This window comes from Pseudomonas sp. NPDC090752 (assembly GCF_055584805.1).
Genome location: NZ_JBVJLI010000005.1, coordinates 75,951 through 94,303 on the forward strand (window position 1 = coordinate 75,951; position 18,353 = coordinate 94,303).

The 18,353-nt window shown below is 63.5% G+C and carries 19 protein-coding genes; 12 read left to right on the forward strand and 7 right to left on the reverse strand.

All coding sequences use genetic code 11. The features are described from left to right. The first annotated feature begins 54 nt into the window (after positions 1–54). From urtB to ACZ6YA_RS09095, 5 genes are all read left to right on the forward strand, one after another. Positions 55–1,542 carry an urea ABC transporter permease subunit UrtB gene (gene urtB / locus ACZ6YA_RS09075; RefSeq protein ID WP_465896771.1) on the forward strand — a complete coding sequence of 496 codons (1,488 nt, stop codon included), beginning with the start codon at positions 55–57 and terminating at the stop codon, positions 1,540–1,542. Then, on the forward strand, positions 1,542–2,621 hold the full coding sequence (gene urtC, locus ACZ6YA_RS09080) for an urea ABC transporter permease subunit UrtC (protein ID WP_465896772.1): 1,080 nt from the start codon (positions 1,542–1,544) through the stop codon (positions 2,619–2,621). Before urtB ends, urtC begins: the two co-directional genes overlap by 1 nt. Continuing rightward, on the forward strand, positions 2,618–3,475 hold the full coding sequence (gene urtD, locus ACZ6YA_RS09085; protein ID WP_465896773.1) for an urea ABC transporter ATP-binding protein UrtD: 858 nt from the start codon (positions 2,618–2,620) through the stop codon (positions 3,473–3,475). Before urtC ends, urtD begins: the two co-directional genes overlap by 4 nt. Positions 3,476–3,605: 130 nt before the next feature. Further along, positions 3,606–4,304: an urea ABC transporter ATP-binding subunit UrtE gene (gene urtE / locus ACZ6YA_RS09090; protein WP_465896774.1), complete on the forward strand. Its 699-nt coding sequence runs from the start codon at positions 3,606–3,608 to the stop codon at positions 4,302–4,304. A gap of 31 nt (positions 4,305–4,335) precedes the next feature. Next, entirely contained in the window at positions 4,336–4,851 is a 516-nt protein-coding gene (locus ACZ6YA_RS09095) for a GNAT family N-acetyltransferase (protein ID WP_465896775.1), read from the forward strand. Between the two features lie 176 nt (positions 4,852–5,027). Here ACZ6YA_RS09095 and ACZ6YA_RS09100 read toward each other — a convergent pair whose 3' ends face one another. Both ACZ6YA_RS09100 and cbpA read right to left on the reverse strand, forming a co-directional pair. Continuing rightward, a complete protein-coding gene (locus tag ACZ6YA_RS09100) occupies positions 5,028–5,333 on the reverse strand; it encodes a chaperone modulator CbpM (protein WP_465896776.1) in 306 nt (101 codons plus the stop codon). 2 nt (positions 5,334–5,335) lie between these two features. After that, positions 5,336–6,298 carry a curved DNA-binding protein gene (gene cbpA / locus ACZ6YA_RS09105; protein ID WP_465896777.1) on the reverse strand — a complete coding sequence of 321 codons (963 nt, stop codon included), beginning with the start codon at positions 6,296–6,298 and terminating at the stop codon, positions 5,336–5,338. 164 nt (positions 6,299–6,462) lie between these two features. Here cbpA and ACZ6YA_RS09110 point away from each other — a divergent pair, with 164 nt between their 5' ends. After that, positions 6,463–7,734, forward strand: a complete 1,272-nt coding sequence (locus ACZ6YA_RS09110; RefSeq protein WP_465896778.1) for an Hsp70 family protein — start codon at positions 6,463–6,465, stop codon at positions 7,732–7,734. A 124-nt stretch (positions 7,735–7,858) separates the two neighbouring features. Here the strand turns inward: ACZ6YA_RS09110 and ACZ6YA_RS09115 are convergent, their stop codons facing one another. Next, positions 7,859–8,866: an AI-2E family transporter gene (locus ACZ6YA_RS09115; RefSeq protein WP_403134277.1), complete on the reverse strand. Its 1,008-nt coding sequence runs from the start codon at positions 8,864–8,866 to the stop codon at positions 7,859–7,861. A gap of 70 nt (positions 8,867–8,936) precedes the next feature. Further along, positions 8,937–9,221, reverse strand: a complete 285-nt coding sequence (locus ACZ6YA_RS09120; protein WP_465896779.1) for a PsiF family protein — start codon at positions 9,219–9,221, stop codon at positions 8,937–8,939. A gap of 139 nt (positions 9,222–9,360) precedes the next feature. On the opposite strand from ACZ6YA_RS09120, the gene ACZ6YA_RS09125 reads away from it, so the two are divergent. After that, the gene (locus tag ACZ6YA_RS09125; protein WP_465896780.1) at positions 9,361–10,233 is read left to right on the forward strand and encodes a DMT family transporter; all 873 of its coding nucleotides are present in this window, start codon (positions 9,361–9,363) and stop codon (positions 10,231–10,233) included. Here ACZ6YA_RS09125 and ACZ6YA_RS09130 read toward each other — a convergent pair. Continuing rightward, positions 10,230–11,120 carry an alpha/beta fold hydrolase gene (locus ACZ6YA_RS09130; RefSeq protein WP_465896781.1) on the reverse strand — a complete coding sequence of 297 codons (891 nt, stop codon included), beginning with the start codon at positions 11,118–11,120 and terminating at the stop codon, positions 10,230–10,232. The genes ACZ6YA_RS09125 and ACZ6YA_RS09130 overlap by 4 nt on opposite strands. Before the next feature lie 124 nt (positions 11,121–11,244). Here ACZ6YA_RS09130 and osmE point away from each other — a divergent pair, with 124 nt between their 5' ends. Both osmE and ACZ6YA_RS09140 read left to right on the forward strand, forming a co-directional pair. Then, a complete protein-coding gene (osmE, locus tag ACZ6YA_RS09135; protein WP_465896782.1) occupies positions 11,245–11,586 on the forward strand; it encodes an osmotically-inducible lipoprotein OsmE in 342 nt (113 codons plus the stop codon). 48 nt (positions 11,587–11,634) lie between these two features. After that, positions 11,635–12,165: a ferritin-like domain-containing protein gene (locus tag ACZ6YA_RS09140; protein ID WP_400796899.1), complete on the forward strand. Its 531-nt coding sequence runs from the start codon at positions 11,635–11,637 to the stop codon at positions 12,163–12,165. A 32-nt stretch (positions 12,166–12,197) separates the two neighbouring features. Here ACZ6YA_RS09140 and ACZ6YA_RS09145 read toward each other — a convergent pair whose 3' ends face one another. Next, positions 12,198–14,264 (reverse strand): AsmA family protein, encoded by a 2,067-nt coding sequence (locus ACZ6YA_RS09145; protein WP_465896783.1) that lies wholly within the window; start codon positions 14,262–14,264, stop codon positions 12,198–12,200. A gap of 341 nt (positions 14,265–14,605) precedes the next feature. Between ACZ6YA_RS09145 and ACZ6YA_RS09150 the strand changes: the two genes are divergently transcribed. The 3 genes from ACZ6YA_RS09150 (at position 14,606) to ACZ6YA_RS09160 (ending at position 17,006) form a co-directional block, all read left to right on the forward strand. Then, the gene (locus tag ACZ6YA_RS09150) at positions 14,606–15,103 is read left to right on the forward strand and encodes a phage infection protein (protein WP_465896784.1); all 498 of its coding nucleotides are present in this window, start codon (positions 14,606–14,608) and stop codon (positions 15,101–15,103) included. A gap of 122 nt (positions 15,104–15,225) precedes the next feature. Further along, complete coding sequence (locus tag ACZ6YA_RS09155; RefSeq protein WP_403134261.1) at positions 15,226–15,858, forward strand: TetR family transcriptional regulator; 633 nt, start codon at positions 15,226–15,228, stop codon at positions 15,856–15,858. 50 nt (positions 15,859–15,908) lie between these two features. Beyond that, positions 15,909–17,006 carry an AGE family epimerase/isomerase gene (locus ACZ6YA_RS09160; protein WP_465896785.1) on the forward strand — a complete coding sequence of 366 codons (1,098 nt, stop codon included), beginning with the start codon at positions 15,909–15,911 and terminating at the stop codon, positions 17,004–17,006. An 88-nt stretch (positions 17,007–17,094) separates the two neighbouring features. Here ACZ6YA_RS09160 and ACZ6YA_RS09165 read toward each other — a convergent pair whose 3' ends face one another. After that, the gene (locus ACZ6YA_RS09165; RefSeq protein ID WP_465896786.1) at positions 17,095–17,862 is read right to left on the reverse strand and encodes an SDR family oxidoreductase; all 768 of its coding nucleotides are present in this window, start codon (positions 17,860–17,862) and stop codon (positions 17,095–17,097) included. Positions 17,863–18,353 lie beyond the last annotated feature (491 nt).

Sequence of the window (18,353 nt, forward strand, 5' to 3'; positions counted from 1 at the left end):
TGTGGGAGCGGGCTTGCCCGCGAAAAGGCCACCTCTGTTCTTCAGGAACACCCCATGCTCAGATTCCTGCTTACTCTTTTGCTGCTCTTGCCCCTGGCAACCCAGGCCAGCGAGGGCGAATTCTTCCTCACCGCCAAGCCCGCCGAACAGGCTCGCCTGCTCGAAGGCTGGGCGGCGCAACCCGACGCCGCACGCTTGCCGCTGCTGGAAAGCCTGCGCCAGGGTCGCATCGCCGAGGGCGACACGCGCAAAGTGCGCCTGAACAACCGCCTGCGCGGCCTGATCGACAACGCCCTGGCCAGCCACCAATTGCTCAGCGCCAGCATCGACACCCGCCTGGCCGCCGCTCAGCAGTTGCAGAAAAGCGCACAACCGGCGCAGATGGCCTTCCTCGACCGGCGCTTCGCCAGCGAACCCGAAAGCACCGTGCACGCCGCCCTCGGCCTGGCCCTGGCCAACTTGCAGCTGGGTGCCAGCGAGCCGGCGGTGCGCCTGGCAGCCGTGCGCCTGCTCGGTGAAACCGGCGACCCCATGGCGCGCACGCGCCTGGAAGCCCTCCTGCAACCCGCCGCGGAAACCGACGCCGCCGTGCGCACGGCCGCTGAAACCAGCCTGGCCCAGGTCAAGCGCAAACTGCTGGTCGGCGAGTTGCTCGGCCAGGCCTTCAGCGGACTGTCGCTGGGTTCGATCCTGCTGCTCGCGGCCTTGGGCCTGGCGATCACATTCGGCCTGCTCGGGGTGATCAACATGGCCCACGGCGAGATGCTCATGCTCGGCGCCTACAGCACCTACATGGTCCAGGTGCTGCTGCAGCGCTACGCCCCAGGCGCCATCGAGTTCTACCCGCTGATCGCCCTGCCGGTGGCGTTCGCCGTCAGTGCCGGGGTCGGCATGGCGCTGGAGCGCACGATCATCCGCCACCTCTACGGGCGCCCGCTGGAAACCCTGCTGGCGACCTGGGGCATCAGCCTGATCCTGATCCAGACCATCCGCCTGCTGTTCGGCGCGCAGAACGTCGAGGTCAGCAACCCGGCGTGGCTGTCCGGCGGCATCCAGTTGCTGCCCAACCTGGTACTGCCTTACAACCGCCTGGTGATCATCGCCTTCGCCCTGGCCGTGGTACTGCTGACCTGGCTGCTTCTAAACCGCACACGGTTGGGTCTGAACGTGCGTGCAGTCACCCAGAACCGCAACATGGCCGCCTGCTGCGGTGTGTCTACCGGGCGCGTCGACATGCTCGCCTTCGGCCTTGGCTCGGGCATCGCCGGGCTGGGCGGCGTGGCCCTGAGCCAGGTCGGCAACGTCGGCCCGGACTTGGGCCAGAGCTACATCATCGACTCGTTCCTGGTGGTGGTGCTCGGCGGTGTCGGGCAACTGGCCGGCAGCCTCTGGGCGGCTTTCGGTCTGGGCATCGCCAACAAACTGCTGGAGCCGCAGATCGGCGCGGTGCTTGGCAAAATCCTCATCCTTGCGTTGATCATTCTGTTCATCCAGAAGCGCCCGCAAGGCCTGTTCGCCCTCAAGGGACGGGTAATCGACTGATGAACCAGCCACTGCTTGTCACCGCTTCGCAAAAGGCCGGACCACGTCTGACGCTGGCCATCGGCGCCGTCGTCGTGCTGTTGCTGCTGGCCTTGCCACTGCTGTCTTTGCTGCCGGCGAACCATGCTTTGCAGGTCTCGGCTTACACCTTGACGCTGGTCGGCAAGATCCTCTGCTACGCCATCGTTGCCCTGGCCCTGGACCTGGTCTGGGGCTACGCCGGACTGCTGTCGCTCGGCCACGGGCTGTTCTTCGCCCTGGGCGGCTACGCCATGGGCATGTACCTGATGCGCCAGGCGGCGGGTGACGACTTGCCAGGGTTCATGACCTTTCTGTCCTGGACCGAACTGCCCTGGTACTGGGCCGGCACCCAGCACTTCGCCTGGGCGATGTGCCTGGTGGTGCTGGCACCCGGCTTGCTGGCGCTGGTGTTCGGCTTCTTCGCCTTCCGCTCACGGATCAAAGGCGTGTACTTCTCGATCATGACCCAGGCGCTGACATTCGCCGGCATGCTGCTGTTCTTCCGCAACGAGACCGGCTTTGGCGGCAACAACGGTTTCACCAGTTTCCGCACCATTCTCGGTTTCGACATCGCCGCGCAAGGCACCCGGGCGGTGCTGTTTTCGCTCACCGTCGGCCTGCTGCTGGCCAGCCTGTACCTGTGCTGGCGCCTGACCCAGAGCAAGTTCGGCCGCCTGCTCACCGCCGTGCGCGATGCGGAAAACCGCCTGATGTTCTGCGGCTACGACCCGCGCGGCTTCAAGCTGCTGGTGTGGGTGCTCAGCGCCGTGCTGTGTGGCCTGGCCGGTGCGCTGTACGTGCCGCAAGTGGGCATCATCAACCCCAGTGAGATGTCACCGACCAACTCCATCGAGGCCGCTGTGTGGGTGGCCCTGGGCGGGCGCGGCACGCTGATCGGTCCGCTGCTCGGCGCCGGCCTGGTCAATGGCATGAAAAGCTGGTTCACCGTGGCCTTCCCGGAGTTCTGGCTGTTCTTCCTCGGTGCCCTGTTCATTCTGGTCACCCTGTACCTGCCCAAAGGCGTGGTCGGCCTGCTGAAGAAAAGGAGCCAGCCATGAGAGGCGTGCCCCCCGTGCATCCAGAATTCATGCTCGAACCGGTGTTCGATAGCCTCGGCACCAGCCGCGATGCCATTGGCCTGGGCGCCAGCCGCAAGGCCGGCCTCGACACCCGCCACGGCACGGTGCTGAGCCTTGAAGACATCAGCGTCAGCTTCGATGGCTTCAAGGCGCTCAACGCGCTGAACCTGTACATCGGCGTCGGTGAGTTGCGCTGCATCATCGGCCCCAACGGCGCCGGCAAGACCACGATGATGGACGTGATCACCGGCAAGACCCGCCCTGACACCGGCAGCGCATTCTTTGGCGACACCCTCGACCTGACCCGCATGAGCGAATACCAGATCGCTCAGGCCGGAATTGGCCGCAAGTTCCAGAAGCCGACGGTGTTCGAGGCGCTGACGGTGTTCGAGAACCTGGAACTGGCGCTGAAGGCCGACAAGTCGGTATGGGCCAGCCTGGCCGCACGCTTGAGCGGCGAGCAACGCCAGCGCATCGAGGACGTGTTGACCACCTTGCGCCTGCTGCCTCTGGCCCAGCGCCTGGCAGGCTTGCTGTCGCACGGGCAGAAGCAGTTTCTGGAAATCGGCATGCTGCTGGTGCAGGAGCCGCAACTGCTGCTGCTCGACGAACCGGTGGCCGGCATGACCGACGCCGAGACCGAGTTCACCGCCGAGCTGTTCAAGAGCCTGGCCGGCACGCATTCGCTGATGGTGGTGGAGCATGACATGGGCTTTGTCGGCAGCATTGCCGACCATGTCACCGTGCTGCACCAGGGCAGTGTGCTGGCGGAGGGGTCGCTTGCGCAGGTGCAGGCGGACGAGCGGGTGGTCGAGGTTTATCTAGGCCGATGATCTTCGTTGCCTGTGCCGGCCTTTTCGCGGGGCAAGCCCGCTCCCACAGGTTCTGCGCTGTACTTGTGGGAGCGGGCTTGCCCCGCGAAAGGGCCGGTGCAGGCACAGCAACTCTTTCAGGAATGCGCACATGCTGAAAATCGAAACCCTGCACCAATATTACGGCGGCAGCCACATCCTGCGCGGCCTGTCCTTCGAGGCCAAGGTCGGCGAAGTCACCTGCCTGCTGGGGCGCAACGGCGTGGGCAAGACCACCTTGCTGCGCTGCCTGATGGGCCTGGTGCAGGCCCGTGAAGGCAGCGTCGAATGGGAAGGCAAGCCGATCACCACGCTCAAGCCACAGCAGCGGGTGCATGCCGGCATCGCCTACGTACCCCAGGGCAGAGAAATCTTCCCGCGCCTGACGGTCGAGGAAAACCTGCTGATGGGCCTGTCGCGCTTTTGCGCCCGGGAGGCGCGGGACGTACCCGCCTTCATCTACGAGCTGTTCCCGGTGCTGGAACAGATGAAGCAGCGCCGCGGCGGCGACCTGTCCGGCGGTCAGCAGCAACAGCTGGCCATCGGCCGTGCCCTGGCCAGCCGGCCACGCCTGCTGATCCTCGACGAGCCCACCGAAGGCATCCAGCCCTCGGTGATCAAGGAAATCGGCGCGGTGATCCGGCGCTTGGCCGAGCGTGGCGACATGGCGATCCTGCTGGTCGAGCAGTTCTACGACTTTGCCGAAGAGCTGGCCGACCAGTACCTGGTCATGGCCCGTGGCGAAATCATTCAGCGCGGGCGTGGCGAAAACATGCAGGCCGAGGGTGTGCGCGGGCTGGTAACCATTTAATCTGCGCCCATCGACCTTGTGAGACGCTGCAATGAGCCACGAAATCCGCGACGCCCTGCCCGCCGACGTGCCGGGCATTCTCGACATCTACAACGACGCGGTGCGCAACACCACGGCGATCTGGAACGAAACCCCCGTTGACCTGGGCAATCGCCAGGCCTGGTTCGAGGCTCGGGCGCAACAGGGTTATCCGATCCTGGTGGCGGTGGATGACACCGGCGTGCTCGGCTACGCGTCGTTTGGCGACTGGCGGCCGTTCGAAGGGTTTCGGCAAACTGTGGAGCATTCGGTGTATATCCGTGGCGACCAGCGCGGCAAAGGGTTGGGCCCGCAGTTGATGGCGGCGCTGATCGAGCGGGCGCGGGGGTGTGGCAAGCATGTGATGGTGGCGGCCATCGAGAGCGGGAATGAAGCGTCGGTGCGCCTGCATGAGCGGCTGGGGTTCATGGTGACCGGGCAGATGCCGCAGGTGGGGGTGAAGTTCGGACGCTGGCTGGATTTGACTTTCATGCAGCTGATGCTGAACCCAGGGGCCGAGCCGGCCTGAGTTTGATGTTGGCTGTGCCGCTTCGCGGGCAAGCCCGCTCCCACAGGTTGGACTGCCCCCAAGAAGTTGGACACCAATCCAACCCTTGGGGGCAGTCCAAGTTCACCACTGCCTTCAAATTCAGTGGGGTACTTGTGGGAGCGGGCTTGCCCGCGAAGAGGCCGGAACTGACCCAATCACATCTGGGTAAACCTGCCCAACCGCTGCTTCAACATGCTGTTCTCACTGCGCAACTGCTGCACTTCCTGCAGCAGCTCCAGCGCCAGCGCTACCCCTTCCCACTCCAGTTCCAGCTCCTGATGCAGCTTCGCCGCGCGCTTTGCCAACAGCGGCGCCTGATCGTCGAACAGCCAGTCCTCCGGCGTTCGCCCCTGGGGTTCAACGATGCCGTGTTCGACGATCTCGATCACGTAATCCGTGGTGATGTCGGCCTCCTGGCAGAGGGTGCGCATGTCCAGTTGAACGATCAGGGTGCTGCTCATGATCACTTACTCCATTGAGTCCTCGGGTTGAACGCGGCCTTCTCGGAAAGCTTGGCCCACAGTTCACGGGTAGCGTCGTCGGATGCGGGTGGCATGACCACCTTGAGCTGCGCGTACAGGTTGCCGCGCTCGCCCTGCTTGTTAACCAGGCCTTTGCCCGGCACGCGCAGGCGCTGGCCGCTCTGGCTGTCGGGGCGGATGGTCAGGTTGATCTTGCCGTCCAGGGTCGGCACCGCCACCTTGGTGCCCAGCGCTGCTTCCCAAGGTGCCAGGGGTACGGTGATGATCAGGTCCTGGCCTTCGACATCGAACAGCGGGTGCGGTGCCAGGCGGATGGTCAGGAACAGGTCGCCATTGGCCCCACCACCGCTGCCCGGCGCACCCTGGCCCTTGAGGCGAATGCGCTCACCGTCGGTCACGCCGGCGGGGATCTTCACGTTCAGGGTCTTGGTAGTGAACCCGGTGCGCTGGCCGGCGGCATTGGTTTGCGGCACCTGGAAGCTGATCTGCTTGGATTCCTTGCTCAGGGTTTCTTCAAGGAAGATCGCCAGTTCCAGTTCCACGTCCTGCCCTCGCCTGCCCGCACTGCGCTGCTGCCCGGCGCCGCCAAAGGGGTTGCCGCCCCGTGCGCCGAAGATCGAGCTGAAGAAATCGGAAAAATCGCCGCCTTCGAAACCACCGCCCGCGCCACCCGCGCCGCCACGACTCTGCCAGCCAGGCGGTGCCTGGAAGGGACGGCCGTGCTGGCCGCCGTACTTGCGGATCTCGTCGAATTCGGCGCGTTTCTGCGCGTCGCCAAGCACTTCGTAGGCCTCGTTGGCCTCCTTGAACTTGTCCTCGGCGTCGCGCTCCTTGCTGACGTCAGGGTGATACTTGCGCGCCAGCTTGCGGTACGCAGCCTTGATTGCCTTGTCGTCCGCCGTGGGCTCTACGCCGAGTATCTTGTAATAGTCTTTGAAGTCCATCTATGGATCACCAGTGTGAAGTTTCGTGTTGCATCTGAAGATAGGGTCCAAGCATAGCCTTTCAAGGTTCGCTTGGCTTTGCTCCATGGCAGACGACCGGTCTTGATTCTTCAGCCAAGTGGCATAAACTGCGCGGCCGTTTTGCCTCCGGAAACCCTTTTCCCATGTCTGACGTATCCCCGGCCAGCGCCCTTGGCATCGACTTTGGCACCTCCAACTCCACGGTCGGCTGGCACCGCCCTGGCGTCGATTCGCTGATCGCCCTGGAAGACGGCAAGATCACCCTGCCCTCGGTGGTCTTCTTCAATATCGAAGAACGTCGCCCGGTGTATGGCCGGCTGGCGCTGCACGAATACCTGGAAGGCTACGAGGGCCGCCTGATGCGCTCGCTCAAGAGCCTGCTGGGTTCCAAGCTGATCAAGCACGATACCAGCGTGCTGGGCAGCGCTCTGCCGTTCAAGGACTTGCTGGGGATGTTCATCGGCGAGCTTAAAAAGCGCGCCGAAACCGCTGCCGATCGCAGCTTCGACCAAGTGGTGCTGGGCCGCCCGGTGTTCTTCGTCGACGAAGACCCGGCCGCCGACCAGGAGGCCGAGGACACCCTGGCCGACGTAGCGCGCAAGATCGGCTTCAAGGACGTGTCATTCCAGTACGAACCGATCGCCGCGGCGTTCGACTACGAGTCGGGCATCAGCCGTGAAGAGCTGGTGCTCATCGTCGATATCGGCGGCGGTACTTCGGACTTTACTCTGATCCGCCTGTCGCCCGAGCGCCACCTGGTGGCCGAGCGCCAGAGCGACATCCTCGCCACCGGCGGCGTGCACATCGGCGGCACCGACTTCGACAAGCAGCTGAGCCTGCAGGGCGTGATGCCGCTGTTCGGCTATGGCAGCCGGATGAAGAGCGGCGCGCTGATGCCCACCAGCTACCACCTCAACCTGGCCACCTGGCACACCATCAACGCTGTGTACTCGCAAAAATCGCAGCTGGCGCTGGGCAACATGCGCTACGACATCGAGGACACCCTGGGCATCGACCGTCTGTTCAAGGTGATCGAGCAGCGCGCGGGCCACTGGCTGGCGATGGAAGTGGAGGCCAGCAAGATCGATCTGACCGATCAGGAAAGCCGCCGTATCGACTTCGGCCGTGTCGAGCGTGAATTGGGCGTGGACCTGACCCGTGCGCTGTTCGAAGGCGCTATCGAAGGGCTGCTGGAGCGGGTGCGCGGCAGCGTGACCGAGTTGCTGGCCAAGGCCGGCGTGAGTGAAGGCCAGGTGGACACGGTGTTCTTCACCGGGGGTTCCAGCGGTATCCCGGCCCTGCGCAACAGTGTGGCGGCGATGCTGCCGAATGCGCGGCATGTGGAAGGCAACATCTTCGGCAGCATTGGCAGCGGGTTGGCGATCGAGGCGCGCAAGCGCTACGGCTCGATCTGACATCGGTGTCGCCCTTTTCGCGGGGCAAGCCCGCTCCCACAGGTACATCACCGCCCTCAAGAACAGTGATGTACTCGTGGGAGCGGGCTTGCCCGCGAAAAGGCCGGCACTGACACCTTTCAGGTCAAACCAGCTCCGCCCGCCGCAACTCACTCTTCAGGTAGGCATAGTAGACCGGCCCCGCCACCACCCCCGGCAAGCCGAACGCCGCCTCGAACACCAGCATCGCCAGCAACAGCTCCCAGGCCTTGGCACTGATCTGCCCACCGACGATCCTCGCGTTGAGGAAGTACTCGACCTTGTGGATGACGATCAAGTAACCCAACGCTGCCGCCGCCACCCAGATCGACAACGACAGGCCGACGATGGTGATCAGCGTGTTGGACATCAGGTTGCCGATCACCGGCAGCAGCCCCAGGAGGAAGGTGAGCACGATCAGCGTCTTGGTCAGCGGCAGGTGCACGCCGAACATTGGCAGCACCACGGCGAGGAAGACCCCTGTGAAAGCGGTGTTCAGCAACGAGATCTTGATCTGCGCGAAAACAATGTTGCGAAACGCCTGCACCAACAGGCTCAGGCGCTCGAACAGCGCCGCGGCGAGCGGTTTGCGCCGGGAAATGTCGGGGATGCGCTGCAGGGCGATGATGGCGCCGAGGATCATGCCGATCAGCAGCGTCACGAACATGTGCGCCATGCCCTTGCCGACCAGTTGCAGGTCGCTCAGGTGGCTCTTGATCCAGTCACCGATGGCCACCTTGAACTCGGCGGCACTGGCCGGCAGGTAGCCTTCGATGAACGGCGGCAACTGCCCCCGGGCACGTTCGACCAGACCCATGAATTTATCCAGCGAGGCACCGGGGTTCTCCGCCTCGTGCAGCAGGAAGCTGAACGCACCGGCGATCAACAGCGCCAGCGTGGTGACCACCAGGGTGCCGAGCAGCGCCACCGCCAGCCAGCGTGCGCGTTGGCCGGCGAGCAGCGGTTGCAGGCGTGGGGTGAGCATATTGACCAGCTCGAACACCAGTAGCCCGGCAAGCAGGCTGGGGAGCAACTTCAGCGGCAGGGCCAGCAGTAAACCCGCCATGACGATGATCAAGCTGGCAAGGGTAATCTGGCGGGGGGTGAAGGTCATACAGCCTCGGCGGCAGACAGCGGAAAGTCCCGCAGTCTGCCAGCCTTCGACCGACAGGCATAGGCGCAGGTCATTTCTTCTTCAGGCAGTCGCTCATGTAGGCCTTGCGTTCGTCGCCCTTGAGCGCCTTGGTGCTGGCGTCGGCGTTGCAGGTCTTCATCTTGTCCTGCTGGGTCTGCGGCACATCCTTCTTCAGGCAGGTGCTCATGAAGGCCTTGCGCTCATCGCCCTTGAGCGCCTTGGTGGTGGCGTCGGCGTTGCAGGTTTTCATCTTTTCCTGCTGCGCGGTGGCGGCGAACCCTTGCGCGCTGAACAACACGGCCAACACCAGCAACGGCATGTGCAGCATCTTCATGGAGTGATCTCCTTGGTTCCGTGCCCGATGCACGGACATGCGCCTGAGTGTAGACAAGATTTTTTACATTCTGCCCGGACCTGGACCCTCATAATGGTCAGCCAAGGCGTACGCGCCAAACGAAAGAGTCAGTTGCTGCATGAATTACGCGTTCCCCCTCTTCGCCATCCTCATCTGGGCCGGCAACACCGTGGTCACCAAGATGTCGGCCGGCGCTATCCAACCTGCCGAAATCGGCTTTTACCGCTGGCTGCTGGCCGGCCTGCTGTTCACCCCGTTTCTCTTGCCCGCCGTGTGGCGCAATCGCGCGGCCATCCGTCCGCACCTGGGCAAGGTAGCCGTGCTCGGCGTGCTGGGCATGGCCGTGTACCAAAGCCTGGCCTACTTCGCCGCGAGCATCACCAGTGCCACCAACATGGGCATCATCCTTTCGCTGATGCCACTGATGTCCCTGGCGCTGTCCATTGCCTGGCTGGGCCAGCGCCTGAGCTATGGGGCACTGCTGGGCGCCGTGGTGTCGTTCTTCGGTGTGCTCGAAGTGGTTTCAGCCGGCCAGCCCGGAATCCTGCTGGAGCAAGGCCTTAACAGCGGCGACCTGCTGATGCTCGTAGCAACGCTGGCCTACGCGCTGTACAGCTTCCTGTTGAAGAAATGGCAACTGCGCTTGCCGCCCTTGCAGTTGCTGTATCTGCAGGTCCTGGTGGCCATCCTCGTGTTGTTGCCGCTGTTCCTGCTCTCGGACAAGACCGGCTTGAACGCCCACAACATCGGCCTGGTGCTATACGCCTGCGTGCTTGCCTCGATGATCGCGCCACTGTTGTGGATGCAGGCCGTGCACCGCCTGGGGCCAAGCCGCACCACGCTGTTCTTCAACTTGTTGCCGCTGGTGACCGCGCTGATCGCTGCTGCAGTACTCGACGAACAACTGGCCCGCTACCACCTGATCGGCGGCCTGCTGACCCTGGCCGGGGTGATCCTTGCCGAACGCTGGACCACACCGGTGCGGCGCTAAAGCCCCGCAGCCTTGAGCCGGGCGGCGTGTTCGGTGAACAGGCGCACAGGCTCGGCGCCCTTGCCCACGGCACCGAGCGACTGGTTGACGATGTCCAGGTGGTCGAGCGGGTAGTCGTCACCGATCACCTGCCCCAGGTGCGAGCTGAAGCGCCCGACCATGCCATCGCAATGGCCCTTTTCCTTGACGAAGCTGCGGGCGAACAAGCGGCAGAAGCGGTTGCTGCCGTCGAAGCGGTTACGCCCTTGGTCGGTCAGCCCCGGCTGCAAGGTGCCCGACCAGGAGTAGTAGCGCACACCGTTCACTTCATAGGCCCCCTCCCCGCCCCAGGTCTCCGGCAACCCCTGTGGATAAGCCTGATTGAACAGCGCCACCCCGGCGCTGGTCAGCGACTGGTGCGAAGCGTGCACGTCGACGGGTAGCGGGTCACGCCGCCAGCCGGTCTCCAGCCACACCAGCAGCACCGCCAGGCCGTGCAGCACGGCCCTGAGGATGCGCCCCTGGGGTGATGCGCCCGGCGCAGTGCGCTCGAGATGGTCAGCCAGTTCCGAGCCATGGTTGGGCCCGGCCACCGACGTCACCGACGCCACCCGATCAGGCCGCTTGGCAGCCGCATAGCGAGCGCTCAGGGCGCCCTGGCTATGGCCGATCAGGTTGACCTTGTCGGCACCGGTGCGTTGGCAGATGTCTTCGATGATGGCCAGCAGTTGCTCGCCGCGCACTTCGCTGGAATGCAATGGCGAGACCTGCACCGGGAAGACCTGCGCGCCGCCCTTGCGCAGCGCTGCGACGATGCCGAACCAATAGGGATACAGCAGCACCCGGACAAAACCGAGCATGCCCGGCACCAGCACCAACGGGTATCGCGTGGCCAATTCCTGCTGCATATCCCGAGCCCTTCTCCGTGGACGACCGGCCAACACTACAGCGGCTTGGATGACCATCGCAATCGAACTCCTGACGCGCCGCGCGGTTCCAAACCAGACAGACCCTTGAGCAAGGAGCGGGACCATGTACAAGCAGACCCTGGCAGTCCTTCTGGCGAGCGCCACCCTGGCCGCTTGTGGCAGCCATCCGGAAAACCCCGTGGACTACGCCACCTTCCGTGATCAGCCGCTGGTCAAGCAGGTCGAGAACGGCATGACCATGCAGAAGGTCATCGCCATCGGCGGCAGCCCGTCGAATGTGATCGACCTGCCGCACGGAGGCACCTGCAACGACTACATCCTGAATCGCGACGGCCACCAACAGCCGTACTACGTGCGTTTCGACGCCACCGGCCACGTCGATGCCAAGGGCTTCAAGACTTGCAAGCAACGAGAAGAGGACAGCCAAGCCGTAAAAGGCGCGTAAGCCTCCCTTTCATCCTGACCTACCGTCCTGATCTGTTTGGAGATGACCATGAGCAACGTTGAACTGACCGATGTGCAAACCCTGCGCCAGCGTGCCCGCCAGCATGTTGAGCAAGGCGCGGTGACCGAGGGCTACCATGCCGACCGCCAGGAAATCCTGCGCCTGCTCAATGAGTCGCTGGCCACCGAACTGGTTTGCGTGCTGCGCTACAAGCGCCACTACTTCATGGCCAGCGGGATCAAGGCGAGCGTCGCGGCCAAGGAGTTTCTCGAGCACGCCAACCAGGAAGCCGAGCACGCCGACAAGCTGGCCGAACGCATCGTGCAACTGGGTGGCGAGCCGGACTTCAACCCGGACAACCTGACCAAGAATTCCCATGCCCAGTACGTGGCCGGTAATTCGCTGAAAGAAATGGTGCTGGAGGACCTGGTGGCCGAGCGCATTGCAATCGACAGCTACCGCGAGATCATTCAGTACATTGGTGATAAGGACCCGACCACGCGGCGCATCTTCGAGGACATCCTGGCCCAGGAAGAAGAGCACGCGGACGATATGTCGGATCTGCTGCAAGGTCTGTAATCGCACGGGGGCGCTTTGCGCCCCCCCTTCACTCACTTCTTCCCTTTAACCGCAGCCGGCGCCTTGCCGGCTTTCATCTGTTGCAGCAGCGGCGTGCACTGGTTGGGCTCATCGCCACTGCTCGGCGCCACCAGCGCCAACAACCCCGCCGCCGGCCCCGCGACCACCCCCAGCGCCACCATCCCCGCCCCGCGCAAGGCCAGCGGCAGCGCCTGCACGCCGGCACTGGGCTTGGCAAACGGCCCGCGTACATACAGCGGCGAGCGCAGCGAGAACAGGCGCAGGCCCTTGGATTCCGGGGTGATCTTCAAGTCCAGTTGCTCGCTGGCGAAATTGGCGGTGCCATTGATGTAGATGATCGCGTTCTCGGTATCGAAGATGAACAGCCGCGTCGTCGCCAAGCCATCCTTGATGCCGACATCCGCCGCCGCGCAGTTGATCTGCACATCTTCGTCGCCGAACAGCTTGCCGACCACGTAGTTGCCCACGTTCAGCCCGGCAATCTCCATCAGGCTGCGGCTGACAGCGCCATCGTTGATCAGCATGCGCAGGTCACCGTTGGCCGTGCCCAGCAACGCCGCCACCGAATTGCCACGGCCGCTGATGTCGGCATCGCCGTTCAGCTCGCCGAAACTGGTCTGCATCGGCGCGAACGTGGGGAACAACTGCTTGAGCTTGAAGCCTCGCGCGGTCAGCTGGGCACGGCCCTGCAAAGGCACGCTGCGCCCATCCAGGCGGATTTTCGAGGCCAGGTTGCCACCGGCCACGCCAAAGCGCAGTGGCTCCAGGCGCAGCAGGCCGTCTTCGAGGATGACGTGGGCGGACAGGTCGTTGAACGGCAGCTTTTCACTGTGGACGATGCGCTTGCCGGTGAACTGGACATCAGCATCCATGGCACGCCAGCGTTCGGTACGGAACTCTTCCACCGGCAGCACCTTGCCGGTCGGTTGCTTGCTGGCGCCACCGCGTGCTTTCTGTTCAGCGTTGGAATCGGCGCCGATCAGCGGTGCCAGGTCCTTGAACAACAGCTGGTTGGAGACCAGCTTGCCGGAGAGCTTGGGCCGTGGCTGGCTGGCGACGAAGGCCAGGTCGCCGTGGATGTCGCTGTCGCCGATCTTGCCGTTGAAACCCTGATAGTTGAACGTTGCGCCGTCAGTCGCATGCAGGTTGGCGGTGAGGTGGCCGTCGGTTTCGTAGGCAGGCGTGTCCGGCAGCGTCACACCGGTCAGCGGGTAGAGGTTGCCCAGGCTGGCGCCGGACAGGCGCAGGCGCAGGTCCAGAGCGCCAAGGTTGCGTGGGTCGGTCAGGGTGCCGGCGAGCACCACGTGGGTGTCGGCAATACGCACGTCGGCTTGCAGCGGGAACGGCTGGCTGGCGTCCTGCAGCGCCAGCAGGCCGCCAATCTTGCCCGTGCCGGATACGGGCTGGGCCTTGTAGCGGCCCTGGGCCTTGAGCCCAAACGCGTAATCCTGGGTGCCAGCCGCCTTTTCGGCGCTCGCCTTGCCGACGATGTCACTGAAGGGAATGGGTTTGCCGAGCGGATCGATCTGCACCTTCATGGTGGTTTTCAAGGTCTGGTCGTCGACGCTGACGTTGCCCTGATCAAAGCCGATGGCGCCAATGTCCAGCTGCCATTTCGAAGGTTCTGCATTCTCGTCCTTGGGGCCGAAATCGAAGGTCCAGTTGGCGCGCCCATCGGCCAGGCGGGTGAGGCTGGCAGTCGGTTTGACCAGGTCGATACGGGGGATGACGATCTGCTGGAACACCAGCGGCAACGGTGCCAGGCGGAACTCCACGCGCTCCAGTCCGACCATCTTAGGCTCCTTGAGCCAGTCCGGGTTGCCCAAGGTCAGGTCTTCGGCAATGAAGTGCGGCCACGGCACCCAAGCGCGCCAACCGCCCTCTTCCGGCTCGGTGCGCCACTCTACGGCGAGGTTGCCGTTAATCGCGAAAGGCCGGTGCAAGGCTTCGGAAACTTTCTCGTTGAGCAGCGGCTTGACGCGATTCCAGTCGAAGGTGGCGATCACCACCACCAGTATCGCCAGCAGGGTCAGCAGGCTGGTTAGGGTCCAGACGAGGATTCTGGCGGGACGCGTCATTGCGTGGTTCTCCTGACGGCTTGGCATGAAACGGGCGCAACGATGGCACTCCATATCTCGGACTGATCAAAACCCGCTGGGTTTTATCGATTAGGCCCATGATAGCGAAGTTTTTTCTGGCTCCTTGCTCGACGTTGACTCGAAACCCCGCTCAGGTAACCCCCGACAGTGACAGCAGCAGAAAGCCACTACGCGCCATGAAACACTCGTGATAGAGCCTTTATGACCCGCTATTAATGACGTCGATTGTTACCATTACCCATTTGAACTTCTCTCTGGCGTTACCGGGCGTAGCATTGGCTCCGTACCCACTTTCCAGCCCCCGAGAGGAGCACCTGAACATGAAACGCCATCTGCTGACCCTGACCCTGTCCATCCTGGCTGCCAACGCCTTCGCCCTGCCAGCTGCTGACCAGCACCTGTCCGCCGAATCGCGCTCCAGTGCCGCTGAAATCGCTCAACCGCTGAAAACCGTTGCCGAGGGCGGCGCCGAACGTCTGCAAGAACGCGCTGGCCGTGTTGCTGAAGGCGGCTCGGACCGTCTGATCGAACAAAGTGGCCGGGTTGCCGAAGGCGGCTCGGATCGTCTGATCGAACAAAGTGGCCGGGTTGCCGAAGGCGGTTCGGACCGTCTGATCGAACAAAGTGGCCGTGTTGCCGAAGGTGGCTCTGACCGCCTGATCGAACAAAGTGGCCGGGTTGCAGAAGGTGGTTCGGACCGCCTGATCGAACAAAGTGGCCGTGTTGCCGAAGGTGGCTCGGACCGCCTGATCGAACAAAGTGGCCGCGTTGCCGAAGGTGGTTCGGATCGCCTGGTCGAAATCAGCCGCGTGAGCTGATCGCCATGACCGAAAAGAACAACTTACAGCACAGCGCCTGCTCCCCTCCAAGCCCGGTCCATTGACCGGGCTTCGTTTTTTTATCTAGAGTGCCGAGTTTCCCTGCCACAGAATCTTGCACCATGCTGCCGCGCGCCGAACAGAAGCTACAGACTCGCCAGGCCCTGCTCGATGCGGCTTGCCAGCTCATGGAGAGCGGCCGTGGCTTCGGCAGCATCAGCCTGCGCGAAGTGGCCAAGGCCGCCGGCATCGTCCCCACCGGTTTTTACCGGCATTTCCCCGACATGGACGCCCTGGGCCTGGCCCTGGTGGCCGAGGTCGACGACACCTTCCGCCAGACCATCCGCCTGGTGCGGCACAACGAGTTCGAACTCGGTGGCATCACCGACGCCTCGGTGCGAATTTTTCTCGATGTGGTCGCCGCTCACCGCGCGCACTTCCTGTTCCTGGCCCGCGAGCAATACGGCGGCTCGCAGGCGGTGCGCCAGGCCATCGCACGGCTGCGCCAGGGCATCAGCAACGACCTGGCCACCGACCTGGCCCGCATGAAGCGCTGGCAGCACCTGGACAGCGCGGCGCTGACGGTGATGGCCGACCTGGTGGTGAAGACCGTGTTCGCCACCCTGCCAGAGCTGATCGATGATCCGGAGCAAGGTTATCCACAGGCACTGAGTGCGCGCGAGAAGATCACCCAGCAGCTGCGCTTCATCTTCGTCGGTGCACGGCATTGGCAGGGCCTGGGCAATCCGGGCTGAAGTGCAGTTCTGCTACCATGGCGCACTGCCCGATTGTGACGAGCGCATTCATGTCCGACCCCCGCCCCACTCCGCCTGAACTGGCCCGCTTCAAACAGCACTTCGCCGAGCGCATCGTGCCGCTCTGGCAAGGCCCGGGCTGGAACGCCGAAATGGCCCTGCCTTACGAGGCTCTGGATGCCGACCACCGGCCACTGCCGGTGCAGCGCTACCGGGCGATGGCCTGCGCGCGTCAGCTGTACCTGTTCAGCAGTCGCATCGAGCAGCCGGGCGCGGCGGAACGGGCCGCGGCGCTGTTCCGCTCGCTGCAGCGGCATTTCCACGACGCCGAGCATGGCGGCTGGTTCTACAGCATCGATGCCGAGGGCAAGCCGCTGGACCGGCGCAAGGACCTCTACACCCACGCGTTCATCGTGTTTGCCTGCGCGCATTACTGGGGCAAGGTTCAAGAAGGTCTGGTGGAGTCGGCGTTGAACGCAGCGCTGGAGATCGTCAGCGAGCAGTTCGGTCGTGATGATGGCCTGTACGAGGCGAGCCTTGGTGAGGATTGGGCCGACTTGGGCAGCGGGCCGCTGCAGAATCCGCAGATGCACTTGGCAGAAGCGTTCCTGCAGGTCCTCGCCGTGCGTGAAGATGAAGGCGTGCAACAGGCGCTCTTGGGCTTGTGCGATGCGCTGCAGGCGCACTTCATCGATCCAAAGCACGGGCTGATGCTGGAGAAACCGCGCGGTGCTGTGGATAACTGGTTCGAGCCGGGCCATCAATTCGAGTGGTTCTACCTGCTGGATACCTCACCGCTGCTGCGCGGCACGCCGCTGCACGCCTCGATAGATCGCGCGTTCGGCTATGCCGAGCAATGCGGGGTAAAAGATGCCGCCGTGCTGTCGATGCTCGATGTGGATGGCAAGGTGATCGATGCGACCCAGCGGGTCTGGGCGCAGGCCGAATATCTGCGCGCGCTGGCGTTAAGGTCGGGGAGTGGAGGGAAGTTGGCTGTGCAGTTGCAGGCGATGGTGCAGCAGTTCCTGCATGACGGCGGCTGGTATGAGTGCCGGGATGGTGAAGGTGCTGTCAGCCGACATGACATGCCTTCAACTACGCCCTATCACTTGGCGACCTGCTTGGAAGGCCTGAAGCGCCTGGGCTGACGTCTTCGCGGGACAAGCCCGCTCCCACAGTATCAGTAGCGCCACGTACCCTGTGGGAGCGGGCTTGCCCCGCGAATAGGTCTTCGGATCAGCCCTTGTTCGTGCGGTTGATCGACATCCCAGCCCAGTCCTGGCTCACCGGCATCAGCTCCAAGCTGTTGATGTTGATGTGGGCTGGCTGGTTGAGGATCCAGAAGATGGTCTCGGCGATGTCTTGCGGCTGGATCGGCTCGGCGCCCGCGTAGGTAGCATCGTACTTGGCCTGATCGCCACCATGGCGCACCAGCGAGAACTCGCTCTCGCACAGCCCAGGCTCGATGTTGCTGACACGCACGCCAGTGCCACGCAAGTCGCAACGCAGGCTCAACGAGAACTGACCGACGAACGCCTTGGTGCCGCCATACACGTTGCTGCCCGGGTACGGATAGTTGCCCGCCACCGAACCCACATTGAGGATCGACGCCCCACGGCCGTAGGCGATCAGGCGCGGCAGCAGCAGGCGGGTGGTGAACATCAAGCCCTTGATGTTGGTGTCGACCATGGTTTCCCAGTCATCCAGGCTGCAGTTCTGCGCCGCATCCACGCCCAATGCCAGGCCTGCGTTGTTGACCAGGCCGCGCAGCTTGTCGAAGCCCGCCGGCAGGTTGGCGATGGCGTGCTCCATGGCCTTGCGATCACGCACATCGAGCACCAGGCCGTGCACTTCGGTCTTGGCCGAAAGCTCGGCGCACAGGGCGTCCAGGCGCTCCTTGCGCCGGCCAGTGAGGATCAGCTTCCAGCCGGCATCGGCGAAACGGCGCGCGCTGGCCTCGCCAAAACCGGAAGTCGCGCCTGTGATGAATACGGTGGACGTCATGTGCTGATCCTCGCTGTGGATTGTCGTCGGCAGGGCTTGCAGCATGCCCGCGCCGGGGGCGCGGAGCAAGCCGTTAACGCTACTGGTCAGTTTTTGTACATTATCCGCAAACCCCTGTGGCAGAGGGCTCTGCGCCAGCTATCCGCATGTTATCCACAAGGCTTTCCCCACAGATTGGGGGCAACTTGCTTGCTAAGCGGAACCCTTTCAGCGAAACACGGTCCTTGCACACTTGCCTACTGATGGCGCAAGGCTTTCAAGCATGCCGCGTGCAGCGGACTGTCCAAGGGTTCTTCACAGAGTTATCCACAGCAAGTGTTGCTCTGGCTGCTCGTTCGACAGGTGCAGGAAAAGACCTGGAAAATCATCCACAACGGCCTATTGATCAAAATATAATCAAAGCCATGCAAGCCTTGAATATAGGGGCATACAGCGAGGTGCCACCATGTTTTCCACAGGCGGCTACACACTTTCCGTGGAAAAGAATCAAC